General features: G+C 71.5%; 16 protein-coding genes. 3 read left to right on the forward strand and 13 right to left on the reverse strand.

The features are described 5' to 3' along the window. Nucleotides 1-18: 18 nt before the first annotated feature. Nucleotides 19-1,362, reverse strand: a complete 1,344-nt coding sequence (locus SY2F82_RS09630; protein WP_236041331.1) for a diaminobutyrate--2-oxoglutarate transaminase family protein — start codon at nt 1,360-1,362, stop codon at nt 19-21. Nucleotides 1,363-1,785: 423 nt separating this feature from the next. On the opposite strand from SY2F82_RS09630, the gene SY2F82_RS09635 reads away from it, so the two are divergent. Then, the gene (locus SY2F82_RS09635; protein ID WP_200418538.1) at nt 1,786-3,012 is read left to right on the forward strand and encodes a serine protease; all 1,227 of its coding nucleotides are present in this window, start codon (nt 1,786-1,788) and stop codon (nt 3,010-3,012) included. A 99-nt stretch (nt 3,013-3,111) separates the two neighbouring features. Here SY2F82_RS09635 and hflX read toward each other — a convergent pair whose 3' ends face one another. The 6 genes from hflX to miaA all read right to left on the reverse strand — a co-directional run bounded on the left by hflX (nt 3,112) and on the right by miaA (nt 11,727). Then, the gene (gene hflX, locus SY2F82_RS09640; RefSeq protein ID WP_200418539.1) at nt 3,112-4,602 is read right to left on the reverse strand and encodes a GTPase HflX; all 1,491 of its coding nucleotides are present in this window, start codon (nt 4,600-4,602) and stop codon (nt 3,112-3,114) included. A 176-nt stretch (nt 4,603-4,778) separates the two neighbouring features. Further along, nucleotides 4,779-6,281 (reverse strand): M1 family metallopeptidase, encoded by a 1,503-nt coding sequence (locus tag SY2F82_RS09645; protein WP_200418540.1) that lies wholly within the window; start codon nt 6,279-6,281, stop codon nt 4,779-4,781. A 245-nt stretch (nt 6,282-6,526) separates the two neighbouring features. Continuing rightward, nucleotides 6,527-8,710: a bifunctional (p)ppGpp synthetase/guanosine-3',5'-bis(diphosphate) 3'-pyrophosphohydrolase gene (locus tag SY2F82_RS09650; RefSeq protein WP_200418541.1), complete on the reverse strand. Its 2,184-nt coding sequence runs from the start codon at nt 8,708-8,710 to the stop codon at nt 6,527-6,529. A gap of 502 nt (nt 8,711-9,212) precedes the next feature. Next, nucleotides 9,213-10,082: a diaminopimelate epimerase gene (gene dapF / locus SY2F82_RS09655; protein WP_200418542.1), complete on the reverse strand. Its 870-nt coding sequence runs from the start codon at nt 10,080-10,082 to the stop codon at nt 9,213-9,215. A 110-nt stretch (nt 10,083-10,192) separates the two neighbouring features. Then, complete coding sequence (locus SY2F82_RS09660) at nt 10,193-10,681, reverse strand: hypothetical protein (RefSeq protein WP_200418651.1); 489 nt, start codon at nt 10,679-10,681, stop codon at nt 10,193-10,195. 107 nt (nt 10,682-10,788) lie between these two features. Beyond that, complete coding sequence (gene miaA, locus SY2F82_RS09665; protein WP_200418543.1) at nt 10,789-11,727, reverse strand: tRNA (adenosine(37)-N6)-dimethylallyltransferase MiaA; 939 nt, start codon at nt 11,725-11,727, stop codon at nt 10,789-10,791. Nucleotides 11,728-12,005: 278 nt separating this feature from the next. Here miaA and SY2F82_RS09670 point away from each other — a divergent pair, with 278 nt between their 5' ends. Continuing rightward, complete coding sequence (locus SY2F82_RS09670; RefSeq protein ID WP_308437754.1) at nt 12,006-12,188, forward strand: gliding motility protein; 183 nt, start codon at nt 12,006-12,008, stop codon at nt 12,186-12,188. Between the two features lie 25 nt (nt 12,189-12,213). Beyond that, nucleotides 12,214-12,465, forward strand: coding sequence for an antitoxin (locus tag SY2F82_RS09675; protein WP_200418545.1), 252 nt, complete (start codon nt 12,214-12,216; stop codon nt 12,463-12,465). 122 nt (nt 12,466-12,587) lie between these two features. Here SY2F82_RS09675 and SY2F82_RS09680 read toward each other — a convergent pair whose 3' ends face one another. From SY2F82_RS09680 to SY2F82_RS09705, 6 genes are all read right to left on the reverse strand, one after another. Next, entirely contained in the window at nt 12,588-13,298 is a 711-nt protein-coding gene (locus SY2F82_RS09680; protein WP_200418546.1) for a class III extradiol dioxygenase subunit B-like domain-containing protein, read from the reverse strand. Nucleotides 13,299-13,348: 50 nt separating this feature from the next. Then, on the reverse strand, nt 13,349-14,878 hold the full coding sequence (miaB, locus tag SY2F82_RS09685) for a tRNA (N6-isopentenyl adenosine(37)-C2)-methylthiotransferase MiaB (protein ID WP_200418547.1): 1,530 nt from the start codon (nt 14,876-14,878) through the stop codon (nt 13,349-13,351). 106 nt (nt 14,879-14,984) lie between these two features. Next, nucleotides 14,985-15,800 carry a carbohydrate ABC transporter permease gene (locus SY2F82_RS09690; protein WP_236041296.1) on the reverse strand — a complete coding sequence of 272 codons (816 nt, stop codon included), beginning with the start codon at nt 15,798-15,800 and terminating at the stop codon, nt 14,985-14,987. A gap of 11 nt (nt 15,801-15,811) precedes the next feature. After that, nucleotides 15,812-16,768, reverse strand: a complete 957-nt coding sequence (locus SY2F82_RS09695; protein WP_200418548.1) for a carbohydrate ABC transporter permease — start codon at nt 16,766-16,768, stop codon at nt 15,812-15,814. Further along, nucleotides 16,740-17,870, reverse strand: coding sequence for a sugar ABC transporter substrate-binding protein (locus SY2F82_RS09700; RefSeq protein ID WP_236041297.1), 1,131 nt, complete (start codon nt 17,868-17,870; stop codon nt 16,740-16,742). Before SY2F82_RS09700 ends, SY2F82_RS09695 begins: the two co-directional genes overlap by 29 nt. Before the next feature lie 330 nt (nt 17,871-18,200). Continuing rightward, nucleotides 18,201-18,965: an alpha/beta fold hydrolase gene (locus tag SY2F82_RS09705; RefSeq protein WP_236041298.1), complete on the reverse strand. Its 765-nt coding sequence runs from the start codon at nt 18,963-18,965 to the stop codon at nt 18,201-18,203. Nucleotides 18,966-19,061: the final 96 nt, after the last annotated feature.

A 19,061-nucleotide genomic window follows, 5' to 3' on the forward strand; every position in this document is an offset into this window, starting at 1 on the left:
GCGAACGGCGGGGCGGGCTCAGGGATGGACCACCGACCCTGCGGCCACCGCGGCCACCGCGTCGGCGAGCCGGTCCAGAACCGCGTCCGTCTGTTCGTCGGTGATCGTCAGCGGCGGCAGCAGGCGGACCACACTCGCGTGCCGCCCGCCCAGCTCCACGATCAGACCGCGCCGCAGGCACTCCCGCTGCACGGCCGCGGCCAGCGCGGGCGCGGCGGGGCGTGGTCGGATGCCCCCGGTCAGGAAGGCCGGGGAGTCCTGGGGCGCCGGGTCGGATGCGGACTCGGGGTTCACCAGCTCGATGCCGATCATCAGCCCCCGGCCGCGTACGTCCCCGACGCACGGGAACTCGGCGGCGAGGCCCCGGAGTCGGTCCAGCATGCGGGCGCCGAGCGTGGCAGCGCGCTCGGCGAGGCGGTTCTCGCGGACGTAAGCGAGGGTCGCGGTGCCGGCGGCCATGGCGAGCTGGTTGCCACGGAACGTGCCGGCGTGGGCGCCGGGTTTCCACACGTCGAGGTCGTCGCGGTAGACGACGACGGCGAGCGGCAGGCTGCCGCCGATCGCCTTGGACAGGACCATCACGTCGGGCACCACCCCGCTGTGTTCGACCGCCCAGAAGCGTCCGGTGCGGCCCACGCCCGTCTGCACCTCGTCCGCGATCAGCGGGATGGCCCGGGCCTCGGTGATCCGCCGCATACGGCGCAGCCACGCGTCCGGCGCCGGGTGCACCCCGCCCTCGCCCTGGACCGGTTCGAGGATCATCCCGGCGGGCAGGGGCACCCCCGACTTGGTGTCGTCGAGGAGGGACTCCGTCCAGCGGGCGGACAGTTCGGCGCCGCGCTCGCCGCCGACCCCGAACGGGCAGCGGTAGTCCTGGGGGAACGGCAGACGGGTGACGCGGACGTCGCCCGCGCCCCCGGACGCCTCGAGCGCCCCCGCGGTCATGCCGTGGTAGGCGCCGGTGAAGGCCAGGATGCCCCTTCGCCCGGTGGCCGTGCGCACCAGTTTCAGTGCCGCCTCGACGGCGTCCGTCCCGGCCGGTCCGCAGAACTGCACGCGCGCGCGGTCGGCGAGTGCGGGCGGCAGGGTGCGGAACAGCTCCGTGGTGAAGGCGTCCTTCACGGGCGTGGCCAGATCCAGGACGTGCAGCGGCGCACCCGAGTCGAGGACCTTCCGGATCGCCTCCAGGACCACCGGGTGGTTGTGGCCGAGGGCCAGCGTGCCCGCGCCGGAGAGACAGTCCAGGTAGCGGCGTCCGTCGGCGCCCTCGATGGTGAGCCCGCGCGCCCGCACGGGCACGATCGGCAGGGCACGCGCGTAGGTGCGCGCCGCGGACTCGCGCGCCGACTGCCGCCGCAGAATGCCTTCGTGCGCCCCGCGCGCACGCTCGGGCTCTGAGGCCCCCTCGCGCCCCTCTTCGGCTCCCGCGCGCCCCTTCGACGCGCCCTCCACCGGCACCACCGCAGTCTCCGTCACGGTCACGGCGTCAGTTCCTCCCGCTGTTCAGAGGCGATGGTCGAGGGCCCGGGCCGGGACGGCAGGCCCCCGCACCTACAACGACCCGAGCGGCGCGGGGAAGCGGGCGGGCGGAAGATCTTCGGGCTCCGGACGATCGGCCGGATCAGGCGGCTTGTAGCCGAACCGTTGCCGTTCCGCGGGAACTCCCTCACAGCGAGCGCATAGTGTGTGATGCCGTTCAGCGGAAGAGGATGATCATCCGTTGCCTACCGCCGTCTCGGCGGCAGGCCACTGCCCGACACCGTTCCTTCCAGGGGGAGTTCCACCATGCGACCGATACGACCGCTCTTCGCCGTCCGCTCGGAAGGCGGTGCGCGCCGCAGAACCTCCCCGGTGCCGGCGGCGGTCGGCCTCGCCGTGGCGCTGGCGCTGACCGCGACCGCGTGCGACGCGGGCGGTGGCGGCGATGCGCATGCGGGGGCGAGCGCGTCCGCGTCCTCCGCGGGCGACGGCAAGATCAAGATCCCGGACGACATCAAGCAGAAGCTCAAGAAGCACGGGATCGACATCGACAAGTGGAAGAACGGCGCCTGGAAGAACTGGAACAGGGACGACTGGCTGCGCGAGGCCGACGACTACATCAACCCGATCATCAAGGGTCTGTGGAACCCGGACCGGATGCGCAAGGCCAATGACCCCGCCAAGAAGGTCGACTCGGGCGACCTCTCGGGCGACCAGGGCGTCACGGACCCGACCCCGGCACCGGTGAAGGCGCAGGCGGTGCCGACCGCGTACCACGACAACGCGCCCACGGCGGGGAAGGTGTTCTTCGACTCCCCCAAGGGCACGATGGTCTGTTCGGCAACCGTGGTGGAGGACCCGGCGCACCCCGGGAAGTCCAACCTCGTGTGGACGGCGGGCCACTGCGTGCACGCGGGCAGGAACGGCGGCTGGTACCGCAACATCGCGTTCGTGCCGGCGTACAACAACTCCGGGCTGACGGCGGCCGAGTTGAGGAACGCGACGCGGCAGGAGATCGCCCCGTACGGTGTCTGGTGGGGTGACTGGGCGCAGACCTCCGAGCAGTGGATCGAGCAGGGCGGCGAGACGGGCGGCCAGGGCGCGTCGTACGACTTCGCCGTCATCCACGTGACGCCGGAGCAGGGCAACGGCGGCAAGTCCCTGGAGGAGACCGTCGGCTCGGCGCTCCCGGTGAACTTCGACGCGCCGGCCATTCCGAAGGTCGACAGCATCACCGCGACCGGCTACCCGGCCGCGCCTCCGTACGACGGCCAGACGCTGTACCGGTGCCAGGACAAGCCGGGCCGGCTGTCGCTCGCGCGGACGGACCCGACGATGTACCGCATCGGCTGCACCATGACGGGCGGTGCGTCCGGCGGCGGCTGGGTGGAGACGGGGGCGGACGGCAAGCCCGCCCTGGTCTCCAACACGTCGATCGGCCCGGTGACCACCGGCTGGCTGGCCGGGCCGCGGCTGAGCACGGTGGCCAAGGGCGTCTACGAGGGGGTCAGCAGGAAGTTCGCGGACCAGTGACGCGCCCCGCCTCGCCGTCGTCCGTCCCCGGACACCCGTGAAGAAGGCGAAGCCCGCTCCCTGTCGCAGGGAGCGGGCTTCGCACCTTCGCGCCGAGGGTCAGAGCGCGGGCGCCGGCGCGTACGGCGCCAGTTCCGCCGCCAGTTCCTCGTGCACCCGAGCCTTGAGCACGGTGCCCTCCGGGGTGTGCTCCTCGGAGATCACCTCGCCGTCGGAGTGGGCGCGCGCGACCAGTCGGCCGTGCGTGTAGGGCACCAGGGCCTCGATCTCGACCGACGGCCTCGGCAGCTCGTCGTCGATGAGCGCGAGCAGTTCCTCGATGCCCTGGCCGGTGCGGGCCGAGACCGCGATGGCGCGGTTCTCGATCCGCAGCAGCCGCTGGAGCACCAGCGGGTCCGCCGCGTCCGCCTTGTTGATCACGACGATCTCCGGTACGTCGGTGGCGCCGACGTCCGTGATCACCTCGCGCACGGCGGCCAGCTGCTCCTCCGGGTTCGGGTGCGAACCGTCGACCACGTGCAGGATCAGGTCGGAGTCGCCGACCTCCTCCATCGTGGAGCGGAACGCCTCGACCAGGTGGTGCGGCAGGTGCCGTACGAAGCCGACGGTGTCCGCCAGCGTGTACAGCCGCCCGCTCGGGGTCTGGGCCCGGCGCACGGTCGGGTCGAGGGTCGCGAACAGTGCGTTCTCGACCAGGACGCCCGCGCCGGTGAGGCGGTTGAGCAGGGAGGACTTGCCGGCGTTGGTGTAGCCCGCGATGGCGACCGAGGGCACCTTGTGGCGCCTGCGCTCCTGGCGCTTGATCTCGCGGCCGGTCTTCATCTCCGCGATCTCCCGGCGCATCTTCGCCATCTTCTCGCGGATCCGCCGCCGGTCCGTCTCGATCTTGGTCTCACCGGGGCCGCGGGTCGCGAGGCCGCCGCTGCCGCCGCCCATCTGCCGGGACAGCGACTGACCCCAGCCGCGCAGCCTCGGCAGCATGTACTGCATCTGGGCGAGCGCGACCTGCGCCTTGCCCTCGCGGGACTTGGCGTGCTGGGCGAAGATGTCCAGGATCAGGGCCGTACGGTCGATGACCTTGACCTTGACGACGTCCTCGAGGTGGATCAGCTGGGCCGGGCTCAGCTCACCGTCGCAGATGACGGTGTCCGCGCCCGTCTCGAGGACGATGTCGCGCAGCTCGTTCGCCTTGCCGGAGCCGATGTAGGTGGCCGCGTCGGGCGTGTCACGGCGCTGGATCACACCGTCGAGCACGAGGGCACCCGCGGTCTCCGCGAGGGCGGCCAGCTCGGCGAGGGAGTTCTCCGCGTCCTGTGCGGTCCCCGACGTCCACACCCCGACGAGCACGACGCGCTCCAGCCGCAGCTGCCGGTACTCGACCTCGGTGACGTCCTCGAGCTCGGTGGACAGGCCCGCGACACGGCGCAGGGCCGCGCGCTCGGAGCGGTCGAACTGGTCGCCGTCCCGCTCTCCGTCGATCTCGTGGCTCCAGGCGACGTCCTCTTCCATCAGGGCATCGGCCCGAAGACCTTCGGCGTAGGCGTGTGCGAGGCGCTTGGCGTCCTGGGAAGGGGAAGAAGAGGAGGTCATTGGGTCCTTACGTCGATGGGAATCCGGTTGCGGTGACGGAGTGGCGGCCGTGCAGGGCCCGTCACAGACGTCGTCAGCGGTCACAACGCTCGAGTGCCCCGGAAGATTCCCGGTCACCCGCCCCGGGAGGGCCGCGCCGCCGACCTGATGATGGTCCCACGGCACGGCCCGTCCCGTCATCCGACTTGTTCGGCGCCCTGGGCGTTCTCGGCGGGCTGGCTCCTCCAGTCCGGGTGGCCGGGCATCGGCGGGGTCTTCTCGCCGTGGAGCCACCCCTGGAAGAAGGCGCTCAGATCACGTCCGGCGGTGTCGGACGCCAGGCGTTCGAAGTCGGCCGTGGTCGCCGTGGAGTCGTGGTGCAGTGCCACCCAGGCCTGCTCCAGGCGTTGGAATGCGGTGGCGCCGATCTCCTGGCGCAGGGCGTACAGCACCAGGGCGGCTCCGTCGTAGACGTTGGGCCGGAAGAGGCTGATCTTCTGGCCGGGCTTCGGGGGCTTGGGCGCAGCGGGCGGGCCGTCGGAGGCGCGCCAGCCGTCGGAGAGGGTGTACGCCGCCTTCATCCGCGCCTGAAGGGACCGGTGCGCCGTCTCGTCCGCGTACAGGGCCTCGTACCAGGTGGCGTGTCCCTCGTTGAGCCACAGGTCGGACCAGGTGCGCGGGCTGACGCTGTCGCCGAACCACTGGTGGGACAGCTCGTGCACCATGATCGACTCGATGTACCACGCGGGGAGGGCGGGCTCGGTGAAGATGCGTTTCTCGAAGAGGGACAGCGTCTGCGTCTCCAGCTCGAAGCCGGTCTTGGCCCGGGCGATCAGCACCCCGTACGTCTCGAAGGGGTAGGGGCCGACCTTCTTCTCCAGCCAGGCGATCTGGTCGGGCGTCTTCTCCAGCCAGCGTCCGAGCTCCGCCTGATCCTCGGCCGGGACCACGTCGCGGACGGGAAGGCCGTGGGGTCCCGTGCGGTGCAGGACGGCGGTGCGGCCGATGGACACCTGGGCGAGTTCCGTGGCCATGGGGTGCTGGGTGCGGTAGGTCCAGGTGGTGCTTCTTCCGCTTCGCCGCGTGCTCACCGGGACGCCGTTCGCCACGGCCGTGTAGTCGTCCGGCGCGGTCACGTGGATCGTGAACATCGCCTTGTCGGACGGGTGGTCGTTGCACGGGAAGACCAGGTGGGCGGCGTCGGCCTGGTTGGCCATGGCGAGCCCGTCGTCGGTGCGCACCCAGCCGCCCTGCCGGTCCTTGCCGGAGACGGGGTCGCTGGTGTGCCGCACGGTGATGCGCAGCAGGCTCCCCTTGGGGAGCGGGACGCCCGGAGTGATCACCAGGTCCTCCCCCGTGCCGGTGAAGTCCGCGCGCAGTCCGTTGACGTCGACGGACTCGACCGTGCCGTGCGCGAAGTCGAGGTTGACGTGCTCCAGCCGCTGGGTGGTGCGGGCGTTGATGGTGGTGACGGCGGCGAGCGGCTTGCTGTTGTCGCCGGTGTAGGTGAAGGAGAGGTCGTACGACCGGACGTCGTATCCGGGGTTGCCGAGCGTGGGGTAGAGACGGTCGCCGACGCCGAGGGGGACGGCGGGCGAAGGGGCGCTCGCGGCGATCAGACAACCGGAGACGGCACAGGCGAGCACGGCCGCCTGGGCACGGTGGACACGTGGCGTGACGGAACGAAGGCTGAGCGGCATGGACCACCGCTATCAGCGCGCACTCCCCGGACGTGTCCGACGCGCATCCGTCCCACCCGAACGGGTTCAGCCGGGGGACGGCTGACGGAGCAGGGGGCCGACTCGCGGGATCCGGCGGCGGCCGTACGGGGAGGATCAGGCAGCGGCCGTGCGGGAGGCCGGCCGGGGCGGCTGTAGGGGGACGCGGGCCGGCGGCCGAACGGGGACGGCCGGCCCGCACCGGACAGGCAGCCGGGGGGGCACTGTCAGTGCACGGTCGTCGCCGGGTGCTGGGCTCTGCTCACGTCGTACACCCCCGGCACGTTCCGCATCGCTCTCATCAGGGACGGCAGATGGGAGGCGTCCGGGAGCTGGAGTGTGTACGTGTGGCGTACGCGCTGCTGGCTCGGGGGCTCGACCGTGGCCGAGACGATGGCGACGCCTTCCAGGGCGATGGCCTCGGTGAGGTCCGCGAGCAGGTGCGGGCGGCCGAAGGACTCCGCGACGAGCGTGACCCGGCACTCGGTGGTGTCCCCCCAGCGCACCCCGACCTCCTCGCGCCCGGCGCTCTTCATGCGCTCCACTCCGGCGCACTCGACGCGGTGCACGGTCACCACGCCCCCGCGCACGGCGAAGCCGGTGACCTCGTCCGGCGGCACCGGCGTACAGCAGCCCGCGAGGCGCGCGGTAGCGCCGGGCAGGTCCACGACGGCGTTGGCGTCGCGCACGCCGGGCGTGTCCGTGGTGGGGCGCGCGGGCAGGGCCGGCGGGCGTGCGGCGGTCCCGAGGCCGGTGGCGTGCGCTCCGGCGACGTCCAGCGCGCCCCGGGCGCCCGGCGCCGACGCGCCACCGAAGGTCTCGGCGGACACCGGATGCGCCGCCAGCCATCGCTGGATCGCGATCCGCGCGGCCGGCGTGTGGGCGTGCTCCAGCCACTCCCGGGACGGCTCGGAGGCCGGGTCCTGGCCCATGAGGAGCTGCACGGTGTCGCCGTCCTTCAGGACCGTGCTCAGCGTCGCCAGCCGGCCGTTGACCCGGGCGCCGATACAGGCGTGCGCGTCCTCCCCGTACTGTGCGTACGCCGCGTCCACGCAACTGGCGCCCTCCGGAAGCCCCAGCGCGCCCCCGTCGGGGCGGAACACGGTGATCTCCCGGTCCTGGGCGAGGTCCTCGCGCAGCGACGACCAGAACGTGTCGGTGTCCGGCGCCGCCTGCTGCCACTGAAGCAGCCGGGAGAGCCAGCCGGGCCGGGTGGGGTCGGCGCGCTCGCCGTCGGCCGGATCGTCGGAGGCGGGGGCGTAGGGATTGCCGAGCGCGATCACTCCGGCCTCGGCGACCTTGTGCATCTGGTGGGTGCGGATGAGGACTTCGGCGACCTCGCCGTCCTCCCGCGTGACCGCGGTGTGCAGCGACTGGTACAGGTTGAACTTGGGGACGGCGATGAAGTCCTTGAACTCCGAGACCACCGGAGTCATGCAGGTGTGCAGTTCACCGAGGACCGCGTAGCAGTCGGCGTCCTCGTTCACGAGCACCAGCAGGCGCCCGAAGTCCGCGCCGCGCAACCGGCCCCGCTTGCGGGAGACGCGGTGGACGGAGACGAAGTGCCGTGGCCGGATGAGGACTTCGGCCGGGATCCCGGCCTCGCGCAGCACCGTGCGCACCTGGTCGGCCGTCTCGGCGAGCGGATCGTCGCCGTGCGCCGCGTTCTCGGCGATGAGTTCCCTGGTGTGCTCGTACTCCTCCGGGTGCAGGACCGCGAAGACGAGGTCCTCGAGTTCGGTCTTGAGCGCCTGGACGCCGAGGCGCTCGGCGAGCGGGATGAGCACGTCCCGGGTGACCTTGGCGATGCGTTCCTGCTTCTCCCGGCGCATCACGCCGAGCGTGCGCATGTTGTGCAGCCGGTCGGCGAGTTTGATCGACATCACGCGGACGTCGTTGCCGGCCGCGACGAGCATCTTGCGGAAGGTCTCGGGCTCGGCGGCCGCTCCGTAGTCGACCTTCTCGAGTTTGGTGACACCGTCGACGAGGTAGCGCACCTCCTCGCCGAACTCCTCGCGCACCTGCTCGAGCGTCACATCGGTGTCCTCGACGGTGTCGTGGAGCAGGGAGGCGGTCAAGGTCGTCGTCTCGGCCCCGAGTTCGGCGAGGATCAAGGTCACGGCGAGGGGGTGTGTGATGTACGGCTCGCCGCTCTTGCGCATCTGTCCCCGGTGCGAGGACTCGGCCAACAGGTAGGCGCGGCGCAGTGGTTCGAGGTCGGCGTCGGGGTGGTGGGCGCGGTGGGCCTCGACGACGTGACCGATGGCGTCGGGCAACCGGTCGCGGGTGGCGGGGCCGAGCAGTGCGGCCCGGCCCAGCCGGCGCAGGTCGAGCCGGGCGCGGCTCTTCCTTCGGTGGGCCCCGGGCGTTGCAGGGGCGGGGTCGGCAGGGTTCGTGGCCTCCGCACTCATTGGGCACCTCCGGCTGCGTCGACCGGCGGACGGAGTGCCTGCTGGCGTTCGCGGCGCAGGGGCTCGCGACGGTCCCCCGTCCCGGCCGGTGCTTGATGCTATCGAGCCCACCACGCCTGCCCGACCGGCTCTCGCCGAGCGTGAAGCGGATCACCCATTCGAGCGATGCCCTGAAGGTTTACGCGTTTCCGCCAGGGGAATCTGCTCCGGCCGTCGATTCCGGCGTTTCCACCGGCCCGAAGCTGGGGATCGGAGCGCCGGAAGCGGCTGGGGCTGTGATCCGGAGCCGTACGGCGGCAAGGGTGAGCGCCTTCTTTCGGCCACCGCGCGGTGCGCAATGTCACCGCCCGCGTGCCACGCCGTGCTTCGGCGCGCCGTCCGTTCGCCCCTCAAAGGGCAGAGTGGAGGCGCGAGTTCGGAAAGCCGCAGGAGCGGCAGGAGACTCCCCGGCCCGTTCGCCCGGGGACTTCCGGTCCGCGCGACGGCGTCGTCGAGGTGCGCGTCAGCGGGCCGCGGTCCGGAGCCACTCGGCGTCGATCTCGCCCTCGGCGACGATCACCGCCGGGCCGGTCATCTCGATCTCGCCGTCCGGGCGCTCGGTGATCACCAGGGTGCCGCCCGGGACGTCCACGGTGTACGTCACGGGGTTGCCCGTCACGGCCGGGTCGGCGCCGTCGCGGCGGGCCGTGGCGACGGCCACCGCGCACGCGCCCGTGCCGCACGAGCGGGTCTCCCCGGAGCCGCGCTCGTGGACGCGCATCGCGACGTGGCGAGGAGCGCGGTCGACCACGAACTCGACGTTCACCCCGTCCGGGTAGGCGGAGGCCGGGCTGAAAGGGGGCGGGGTGAACAGGTTCCCCGCGTGCGCGAGGTCGTCGACGAACGCGACCGCGTGCGGGTTGCCCATGTTCACGTTGCGCGCGGGCCAGCTGCGCTCGCCGACGCTGACCGTGACGTCCCCCGCGGGCAGGACGGCCCGGCCCATCCCGACGGTGACATCGCCGTCCTTCGCGACGTGGACGGTCTTGACACCCCCGCGCGTGGCGATCGCGAGATCGCCCTCGGTCACGTGACCGGCGTGCTGGAGGTAGCGCGCGAACACCCGTACGCCGTTGCCGCACATCTCCGCGACCGAGCCGTCGCTGTTGCGGTAATCCATGAACCACTCCGCCTCACCGGCCATCTTCTCGGCCTCGGGGTGCGCGGCGGAGCGCACGACGTGCAGCAGACCGTCGCCGCCGATGCCCGCGCGGCGGTCGCACAGGGCGGCGACGGCGGCCGGGGGCAGGTCGATGACGTTCTCGGGGTCCGGGATGATCACGAAGTCGTTCTCCGTGCCGTGGCCCTTGAGGAAGGCGATCCGCGTGCTCATCCCTCGATCGTACGGGGTCGGTACGACAGCGGCGTACGGCGAGGCCATGGGGCAGCGGCGTACGGCGAGGTCGGTACGGCAGCGGGGTCAGCCGCGTCCGGCGAGGGTGCTCAGCGCAGCCGGGCCACGCGCCACACGGCCAGCGCGACGACCGCGACGACCACCACGACGTACCCGAGGACGACACGCCAGTCCGGGCGCCGTCCGGAGCCGCGCTGCGGCAGGCCGGGCCACGTGTAACCGACGCGCCGCGCGGCCATCATGCCCCAGCCGGCCGCGCACGAGCAGATCAGCAGGCCGAGCATGGCGACCACGGCGCCGCCGTCACCGAACTCGAACGCCAGCGGGAAGGCGAACATCAGGGAGCCGACCGCGGCCAGCCCCACGATCGGGGCGAGCTGCCAGATCCGCAGCCGACGCTGCGGGCGCAGCTCGACCTCGACCTCGAGCCCGGTGGACAGCTCGTCCACGTCCGGCCCGTCGGCGGTCACACCGCCCGGCAGCTGCTCGTCGGGACCGTCGGAACTGAGCCTTGGGTCCTCGTCCTGCGCGGCCCCGTGCTGCGCGCCTTGTGCGGTGTCGCGAGGGCCGGCCTCCATCGCCACGCGCCCTCCCAACTCGGACTCACTTGGTCGATCGAAGCTCGATGATGGCATGCCGGATGAGGCCCGGATGACGGCCGGAGCGTCCCGATGCCATCACGTGATCAGGCTGTAACCGGTCGTTCGATCAACGCCAGCGCGAGATGCGGAAGTTCCCCGAGGTCGTCCGCGGCGCCGCTGAGCCAGTGCACGCGCGGGTCACGGCGGAACCAGGAGTCCTGACGGCGCGCGAAGCGCTTGGTTGCGCGTACGGTCTCCGCGCGCGCCTCTTCCAGCGTGCACTCCCCCGCGAGCGCCATGAGCACCTGCTGGTATCCGAGCGCGCGTGACGCCGTACGCCCCGCGCGCAGGCCCTGCGCCTCCAGCGCCCGCACCTCGTCCACGAGCCCCGCCTCCCACATCCGGTCGACCCGGCGTGCGATCCGTTCGTCCAGCTCGGGCCTGCTGACGTCGACGCCGATCTGGACGGTGTCGTAGACCGAGTCGTGACCCGGGAGGTTGGCGGTGAAGGGCCGGCCGGTGATCTCGATGACCTCCAGGGCCCGGACGATCCGTCGGCCGTTGCCGGGCAGGATGGCCCGGGCGGCCTCCGGGTCGGCGGCGGCCAGGCGCGCGTGGAGCGCTCCGGAGCCGCGCAGGGCGAGCTCCTCCTCGAGCCGGGCGCGCACCTCGGGGTCGGTCCCGGGGAACTCCAGGTTGTCGACCGCGCCGCGCACGTACAGCCCCGAGCCGCCCACCAGGACCGGCCAGCGGCCCTCGGCGAGCAGCGCGTCGATACGGGCGCGGGCGAGGCGCTGGTACTCGGCGACGGACGCCGTCACCGTCACGTCCCAGATGTCCAGCAGGTGGTGCGGAACGCCGCCGCGCTCCTCGGGCGTCAGCTTGGCGGTGCCGATGTCCATCCCCCGGTAGAGCTGCATGGAGTCGGCGTTGACGACCTCCCCACCGAGCTGTTGGGCCAGGAATACTCCCAGATCGGACTTTCCGGCCGCGGTCGGTCCGACGACGGCGATGACCCGCGGCGCGGGGGCTGCACTACTCACCGCAACAGTCTCGCAAACCTCCGGACCCCGCCTCGAACGAGTTACGTGACGCCCCGAGTGGGGGGTCGTTGCCTGTTGCGTGGTTCCGGTCACCGGTTCGAGAACGGGTGACCCGGGGCGACGCAATGGGACGCACCGGGCTACGCGGTATTTCGCCCGCACGAGTAACGTATGGAGTGGATATGGGCGTTTTTGCACGGCTTCTCCGGAGGTCGAGGACGACTGAGGAGGACCGGTCGGCCGCGGCGGAGGCCCCACAGGCGGTGGAGGGTGCCGAGATGGGGGCGCCGGACGAGGCGAAGGAAGCGGACGCGGGCGCGGCCGAGCCCGACGGGAAGGCGGAGGGCGCGTCGCCGCACAAGAGCGCCGATGCCGCCGCCGACGACGGGGTCGGGATCCCGAAGCAGCAGTCCGCCGAGGAGGTCGCCGACAGCGAGGCCGACGAGGGCGCCCGTACGTAACCGCTTGAGCCAGGGAAGGTGGACCATGGGCCTCGTGGACAACCTGAAAGCCAGGGTCTCGGGCCTCGCGCAGCAGCACGAGGACAAGGTCGACCGCGGCCTCGACAAGGCCGCGAAGATGATCGACGAACGGACCAAGGGCAAGTACAGCGACAAGATCCACACGGGCACGGACAAGGCGAAGAACGCGGTGGAGCGCCTCGCCCACCGGGACACCGGCCCGTCGACCGGCGAAGCGGCGCCCCCGGAGACACCACAGCCGCCTTCGGCCTCCTGATCACGCTCCGGACAGCGCGTCACCCATCGGCGGACGGCCGCGGGGCCACGGCCTCCCGGCCGTCCGCCGTGTCGCGGTACCCGGCAGGAGCTTCCCGAGCTCGGGTCACCCTCACAGGACCGCTACGACCAGGCGGCCACCATGTACCCCACGCCGTACGGCGCCTCGTCGTACAGCAGGTTGCCGGCCAGGCGTACGCCTTCCGCCGCGCCCGCGAGGATCTGCCAGGGGGCCCGGCCGCGGGCCTGCAATGCGTGGGCCAGGGCCGGGTCAAGGGATCTCAGGGCCGTCACGTCCGCCGCACCCAGCGCCCGCGCGACCTCCGCGTCGAAGCCGGCCGCGCGCTCGTCCAGGTAGCCCGGCGCCCTCACCGAGCGGCACGCGCTGCCGTCGCCCATGATCAGCAGGGCCGTCCGCCCGGCCTGTGCGGCCAGCCCGGATCCGACCTCGGCGCACCGCTCGGGAGCCAGGAGTTCCGGTACTCCCAGGCCGTCCACGGGCGCGCCGGCCCAGCGCGTGCGCTCCAACAGCCACGCGGCGACCGCGAGCGACGGCGGAAGCTCTCGCTCCTGAGCCGTGCCGCCCGCACCCAGGCGTACGTCGACGTCCACACCGAAGCCCCGGAACGACCCCCGCGCGCCCTCCGCGTAGGCGCCCTCCCCGCCCTCCCCGGCAGGCCCGACGACCACCAGCCGGTCGGGGCGGGCGGCGGCGAGCACGCCCAGCGCGTCCTTGCAGGCGGCACGGGCGCCGTCCAGTTCGGGCGCCGCACCCGCGGCGACCTCGGGCACGAGCAGGGGCGGACAGGGACAGACGGCGGCGGCGACAAGCATGATCCGCAGCCTAACCGGGCCGGACGCCGCGTACGGCGGTGACGGTGGCGTCAGTCGCAGCCGCAGGCGCCGGCGGTGGCCACGGGCAGCGGCGCCGGCACTCCGACCTTCGGCAGACCCAGCATCACACCGGCCGGCTCGGCGGCCTCCGCCGCGTTCCGCTTCGCCCACGCGTCGCCCGCGCGCGTGCGGCGCACGTCGAGGACGGGCCCCTCGGCGAGGAGGTGGTGCGGGGCGGCGTACGTCACCTCGACGGTCACCACGTCACCGGGGCGCACCTCCTGGTCCGGCTTGGTGAAGTGGACCAGGCGGTTGTCGGGGGCGCGGCCGGACAGCCGGTGGGTGGCCCCGTCCTTGCGCCCCTCGCCCTCGGCGACCATCAGCTCCAGGGTGCGGCCGACCTGCTTCTTGTTCTCCTCCCAGGAGATCTCCTCCTGGAGGGCGACGAGCCGCTCGTAGCGCGCCTGGACGACGTCCTTGGGGATCTGGTTCTCCATCTCGGCGGCCGGGGTGCCGGGCCGCTTGGAGTACTGGAAGGTGAAGGCCTGCGCGAACCGCGCCTCGCGCACCACGTGAAGCGTCTGCTCGAAGTCCTCCTCGGTCTCCCCGGGGAAGCCGACGATGATGTCGGTGGTGATCGCGGCGTGCGGGATGGCGGCGCGCACCTTGTCGATGATCCCCAGGTAGCGCTCCTGCCGGTAGGACCGGCGCATCGCCTTGAGCACGGCGTCCGAGCCCGACTGCAACGGCATGTGCAGCTGCGGCATCACGTTCGGCGTCTCGGCCATGGCCGCGATGACGTCGTCGGTGAAGTCGCGCGGGTGCGGGGAGGTGAAGCGGACGCGCTCCAGGCCCTCGATGTTCCCGCAGGCACGCAGCAGCTTGCTGAAGGCCTCGCGGTCGCCGATGTCGGAGCCGTAGGCGTTCACGTTCTGCCCGAGCAGCGTGATCTCGGAGACGCCTTCGGCGACCAGGGCCTCCACCTCGGCGAGGATGTCGCCGGGGCGGCGGTCCTTCTCCTTGCCGCGCAGCGCCGGGACGATGCAGAAGGTGCAGGTGTTGTTGCAGCCCACGGAGATCGACACCCAGGCCGCGTACGCGCTCTCGCGCCGCGTCGGCAGGGTCGACGGGAACGCCTCCAGCGACTCGGCGATCTCGACCTGCACCTCCTGCTGCACGCGGGCGCGCTCCAGCAGAACGGGCAGCTTGCCGATGTTGTGCGTACCGAAGACGACGTCCACCCAGGGCGCCTTCTTCACGATGGTGTCGCGGTCCTTCTGCGCCAGGCAGCCGCCGACGGCGATCTGCATGCCGGGCCGGACTGCCTTCTTCGGCGCGAGGCGGCCGAGGTTGCCGTAGAGCCGGTTGTCGGCGTTCTCCCGCACGGCGCAGGTGTTGAAGACGACCACGTCCGCGTCGCCGTCCGCCCCCTCGGGCGCCCGCACGTACCCGGCCTCTTCGAGCAGCCCGGCCAATCGCTCGGAATCGTGGACGTTCATCTGGCACCCGTAGGTGCGGATCTCATAGCTCTTGGGTGCGTGAACGTCCACTGCGGGGCTCCGGTCGCTGCTGCTGGTCATGGAACAAGGGTAGGCGGTACTCGAAGAGCCCTGTCCCGAAGAGCCCTGTCCGGCCATGGGCCGGAGCGCACTGCTTGGACGGACCGGACGGGGACGGGACCGTCCCTCACTTGACGGCCCCGCTCGTGGCGCCGGCGGCGACGTGGCGCTGGGCGATGACGAGCAGCACGGTCGCCGGGGCGGATGCCAGGACCGCGGTGGCCATGATCGCGTTCCACTGGTTCGTGTGCGCGCCGATGTACTCGTAGATGCCGAGGGTGATCGGCCGCACGGTGTCCGTGGTGGTCAGCGTGAGGGCGAAGAGGAAGTCGCTCCAGGCGAAGAGGAAGGTGAAGAGCGCCGCCGTGATCAGCGCGTTGGTGCTCAGCGGGAGTATCACGGAGCGGAAGGTGCGCAGCCTCCCGGCCCCGTCCACGCGCGCGGCCTCGATGATCTCCCTGGGAATGCCCTGCATGAACGAACGCAGAATGATGATCGCGAAGGGGACCCCGGCGGTGGAGTCGGCGAGGATCAGTCCGAGGGAGGAGTTGAGGAGCCCCAGGTCGTTGTAGGCGTTGTAGAGCGCGTTGGCCACGGCGATGCCCGGCACCATCTGTGTGATCAGGACGCCGAAGAGCACGAGGTTGATGCCCCGGAGGGGGAGGTGGGCCAGCGCGTAGGCCGCCGGCGCGGCGAGCGTGAGGCTGAACGCCACGCTGCCGAGGGCCACGACGAGACTGGTGACGAGGTTGCGTCCCTGATCGCGCAGTGCCGTGGCGTACCCGCCGAGGTCCGGGTGGAGCGGGAACCAGCCTCCCCGTAGTGGGTTGCCTGCCGGCTGCAGGGAGGCGTTCACCATCCAGTAGACGGGAAACAGCATCACCGCGAGCAGGACGATCCCGACGAACGTGGACACCAGGCCACGACTCGGTGCGCGCTTCACGGGATCCCCTCTCAGATGTGCCGGGCGCGCCGGTGGGCGCGCAGATGGACGAAGGCGAAGACGAGCGAGACGGCGACGAGTACGTTGCTCATCGCGGCGCCGCGCCCGAACTCGAACTGCTGGAAGGACAGTTCGTAGGACCGGGTGGCGAGGGTCTCGGTGGCGTCGGCCGGTCCTCCGCCGGTCACGATGAGGATGAGGTCCAGCACCTTGACGGTGTAGACCACGCCCAGCACCAGGACGACGTTGACCACGGGGCGCAGCAGTGGCCAGGTGACATGGCGGAACGACGCCACCGCACCGGCGCCGTCCAGTTTCGCCGCCTCGTACAGATGCGCGGGAATGTCCTGCAGGCCGCCGTACAGGATCACGGTGTTGAACGGGATGCCCACCCAGATGTTGATGAGAATCACCGACACGAGCGCCTGTGAGGTGCCGGTGAGCCAGGGTATGCCGGACGACAGCAGGTGGAGCTCGCGCAGCGCCTTGTTGACGACTCTGTCGTCGGTGTCGAGCATCCACCTCCACGTCGTCCCGGAGACGACCAGCGGCAGCAGCCACGGCAGCAGCAACAGCGACCGCAGAACGCCGCCGAGCGGGAATCGGCGCTGGAAGAACAGGGCGAGGGCCAGGCCGACCAGGAACTGTCCGGCTATCGACCCGGCTGTGAACAGGACCGTCGTCAGCAAGGCCTTGGGGAACAGGTCCGAGGACAGGATCTTCGTGTAGTTCTGCAGCCCCGCGAAGGGCGCGGCACCGGTGTAGAAGGTGGTGGTCGTGTACTGCTGGAAGCTCATCACGACGTTCTTGACGATCGGGTAGCCGAAGAACAGCAGCAGGTACGTCACCGCGGGCACGAGGAACATCCACTGGGAGACCGGCTCCCAGAAGCGGGCCCGGGCCGCAGCCCGGGCCCTGCCGTGCGCGGCCTCTTCCGCGTCAGGAACCGGTCGCGATCTGCTGCGCATGCCGAAGTGCTTCCTGCGGTGTCTGCTCGCCGGTCAGAGCGGCCTGGATCGCGGTGTAGATCCCGGTCGCCGCCTTGGGCCACTTGACGCCGAGTTCGCCGGTACGGGCTCGGGCCTTCTCGACGCTCCGGGCGAAGGGGGCCATCGACGGGACCTGCTCGGCGTACCGGGACGCCACCGCGGTGCGGGAGGGCACGGTGAAGTACTGCTCGGCCAGGGCCAGCATGTTCGCTGAGTCGTTCAGGCAGGCGAGTACCTGGGCGGCCTTCTGCTGCCGGGCCTTGGACGCGGTCTGCGGGACCGTCCACACCTCGCCGCCGAGCGGTGTGACAAGGGTCTGCCCCGCCTGACGGACGGGTATGGGGACCACACCCCAGTGCAGGTTCTTGTCCTGGTTCAGCTCGGAGATCCGCCAGGGGCCGTTGACCATCATGGCCGCCCTGCCCGCGACGAACTGGTCGTGGACATCGGCCTGCGTCCAGTTCAGTACGGACTTCGACATGGATCCGCTCTTCACCAGGTCGACCCACAGCTGGAGTGCCTGCGCGGCCTGCGGGGTGTCCAGTCGCCTCTCGTCCCCGCCGTTGGACCACAGGAAGGGCAGGAACTGCCAGGTGCCCTCGAACGTGGCGTTCGCGTCGACCGCCATCCCGTAGCGTCCCGGGCGGGTCAGCTTCGCCGCCGCCGCCTTCAACTCGTCCCAGGTCTTCGGCACCGCGACACCCGCCTCGGCGAGCATGTCCTTGTTGTAGAAGAGGGCGATCGTGCTGACGGTGGGCGCCAGTCCGTACACCTTCCCCTGGTAGGTGCCCGCCGACAGGATGCCCTTGGTGAAGCCGCCGGAGTCGATGCCGTACCGGTCCAGGGGGGTGAGCGCGCCGGTCTGCGCGATCTGCTGAAGGTCGGGGTTGTCCAGCATCAGCAGGTCGGGAAGGGTCCGCGACGACGCCTGCCGCAGCACCTTGGGGACGAGCGACGCCCCGGGGACGCTTCTGTGCTCGACCGCTACGCCGGCGGCCTTGCCGCAGGCGGTGAGGCGCTCGCCCCATTGGGCGTGTTCGGTCGTGTCGGTGTAATAGTCGAGCGCGGTGATGGAGGCCACCTTGCCCGCGGCGGTTCCGGATCCGGATCCGGATCCGGAACCGACGGCACACCCGGTGGCAGCCAGAGCGAGAGCGACCGTTCCCACAAGGGCGGTGATCCGCCGTGCCGACGTTCTGGCGGGTGAAACCATGGTGGTGCCTTCCGAGTGACATCTGTCGCCGGAGTTTCGTCCTCGGGAGGCGAAGGCGGAACCAAGGCACCCCCGGCGACTCGGCCGGTGGGAGCCTGGGGGCGAAGGCCAGGCGTCCGCGTCGCCGAGGAGAAGGTCCGTTCCGGCGACTTCCCGTTCGAGCGGGGACATTACCTCATTGACCTGGTCTTGACCTGATCAGAAGGTACGCCGAGGTTTTCGGCCGTCGTCGCGATCAGTGCTGTGTCCTGCGGCTTCCCGGATCATCGCCGCCACGGCGCCGGGCTGTGAGAGAGCCGCGGCGTGCGAGGCGTCCAGTAAGTATTCGGTGGCCGCCATGCGCTGTGCCATGAAGCGCTGAGCAGTGGGGTTGAGCATTCGGTCGGCGGCCGCGATGGCGTACCAGGACGGCTTGGAGGCCCATGCCGGCGGGCCCGATCTACCGGTCAGGGCGCTACGGGCGATCGGGCGCTGCGTCACGGACAGCACGCTGGTGACGCGGGGCGGCAGGTCGGCGGCGTACAGCTGCGGGAAACGTTCCTTGCGGATGTACAGCTCGCTCTCCTGGCCGGCGCCGAGCAGGGCGGGGAGAGCGGCGGTCGAGGTGGCGTCGGTCGACGGCATGGGGGCGAAGCGGCCGGTGATGTCGAGGAGGCACTCTCCGGCGTCGAGGCCGAACGCCGCGACGTAGCACAACGCCACGGTGTTGTCGGTGTCGGTGGCGGCCTCGGTGATGACCGCGCCACCGTAGCCGTGGCCGACGAGCACGACCGGTTCCTCGATGTGGCGCACCGCGCTCCGGATGTAGGCGGCGTCCTCCGCCAGGCCGCGCAGCGGGTTCGCCAGGGCGCGCACGGTCAGTCCGGCGGCGTGGAGGAGGCTGATGACCCCCGCCCAGGACGAGGCGTCGGCGAACGCACCGTGCACGAGCACGACGGTCGGCGGTGCCAGGGTGTGTCGCACGTGGGTGGCCTCCGAGTGGGTCTGGCCCCAGCCAAGCGCGTTCGGGCGGCGCCGGCATCGCGTGAACGTACCAACAGGCCCGTTCCAGGTGCCTCC

It is taken from the genome of Streptomyces sp. Y2F8-2 (genome assembly GCF_014905555.1).
Lineage (GTDB): Bacteria > Actinomycetota > Actinomycetes > Streptomycetales > Streptomycetaceae > Streptomyces > Streptomyces cynarae.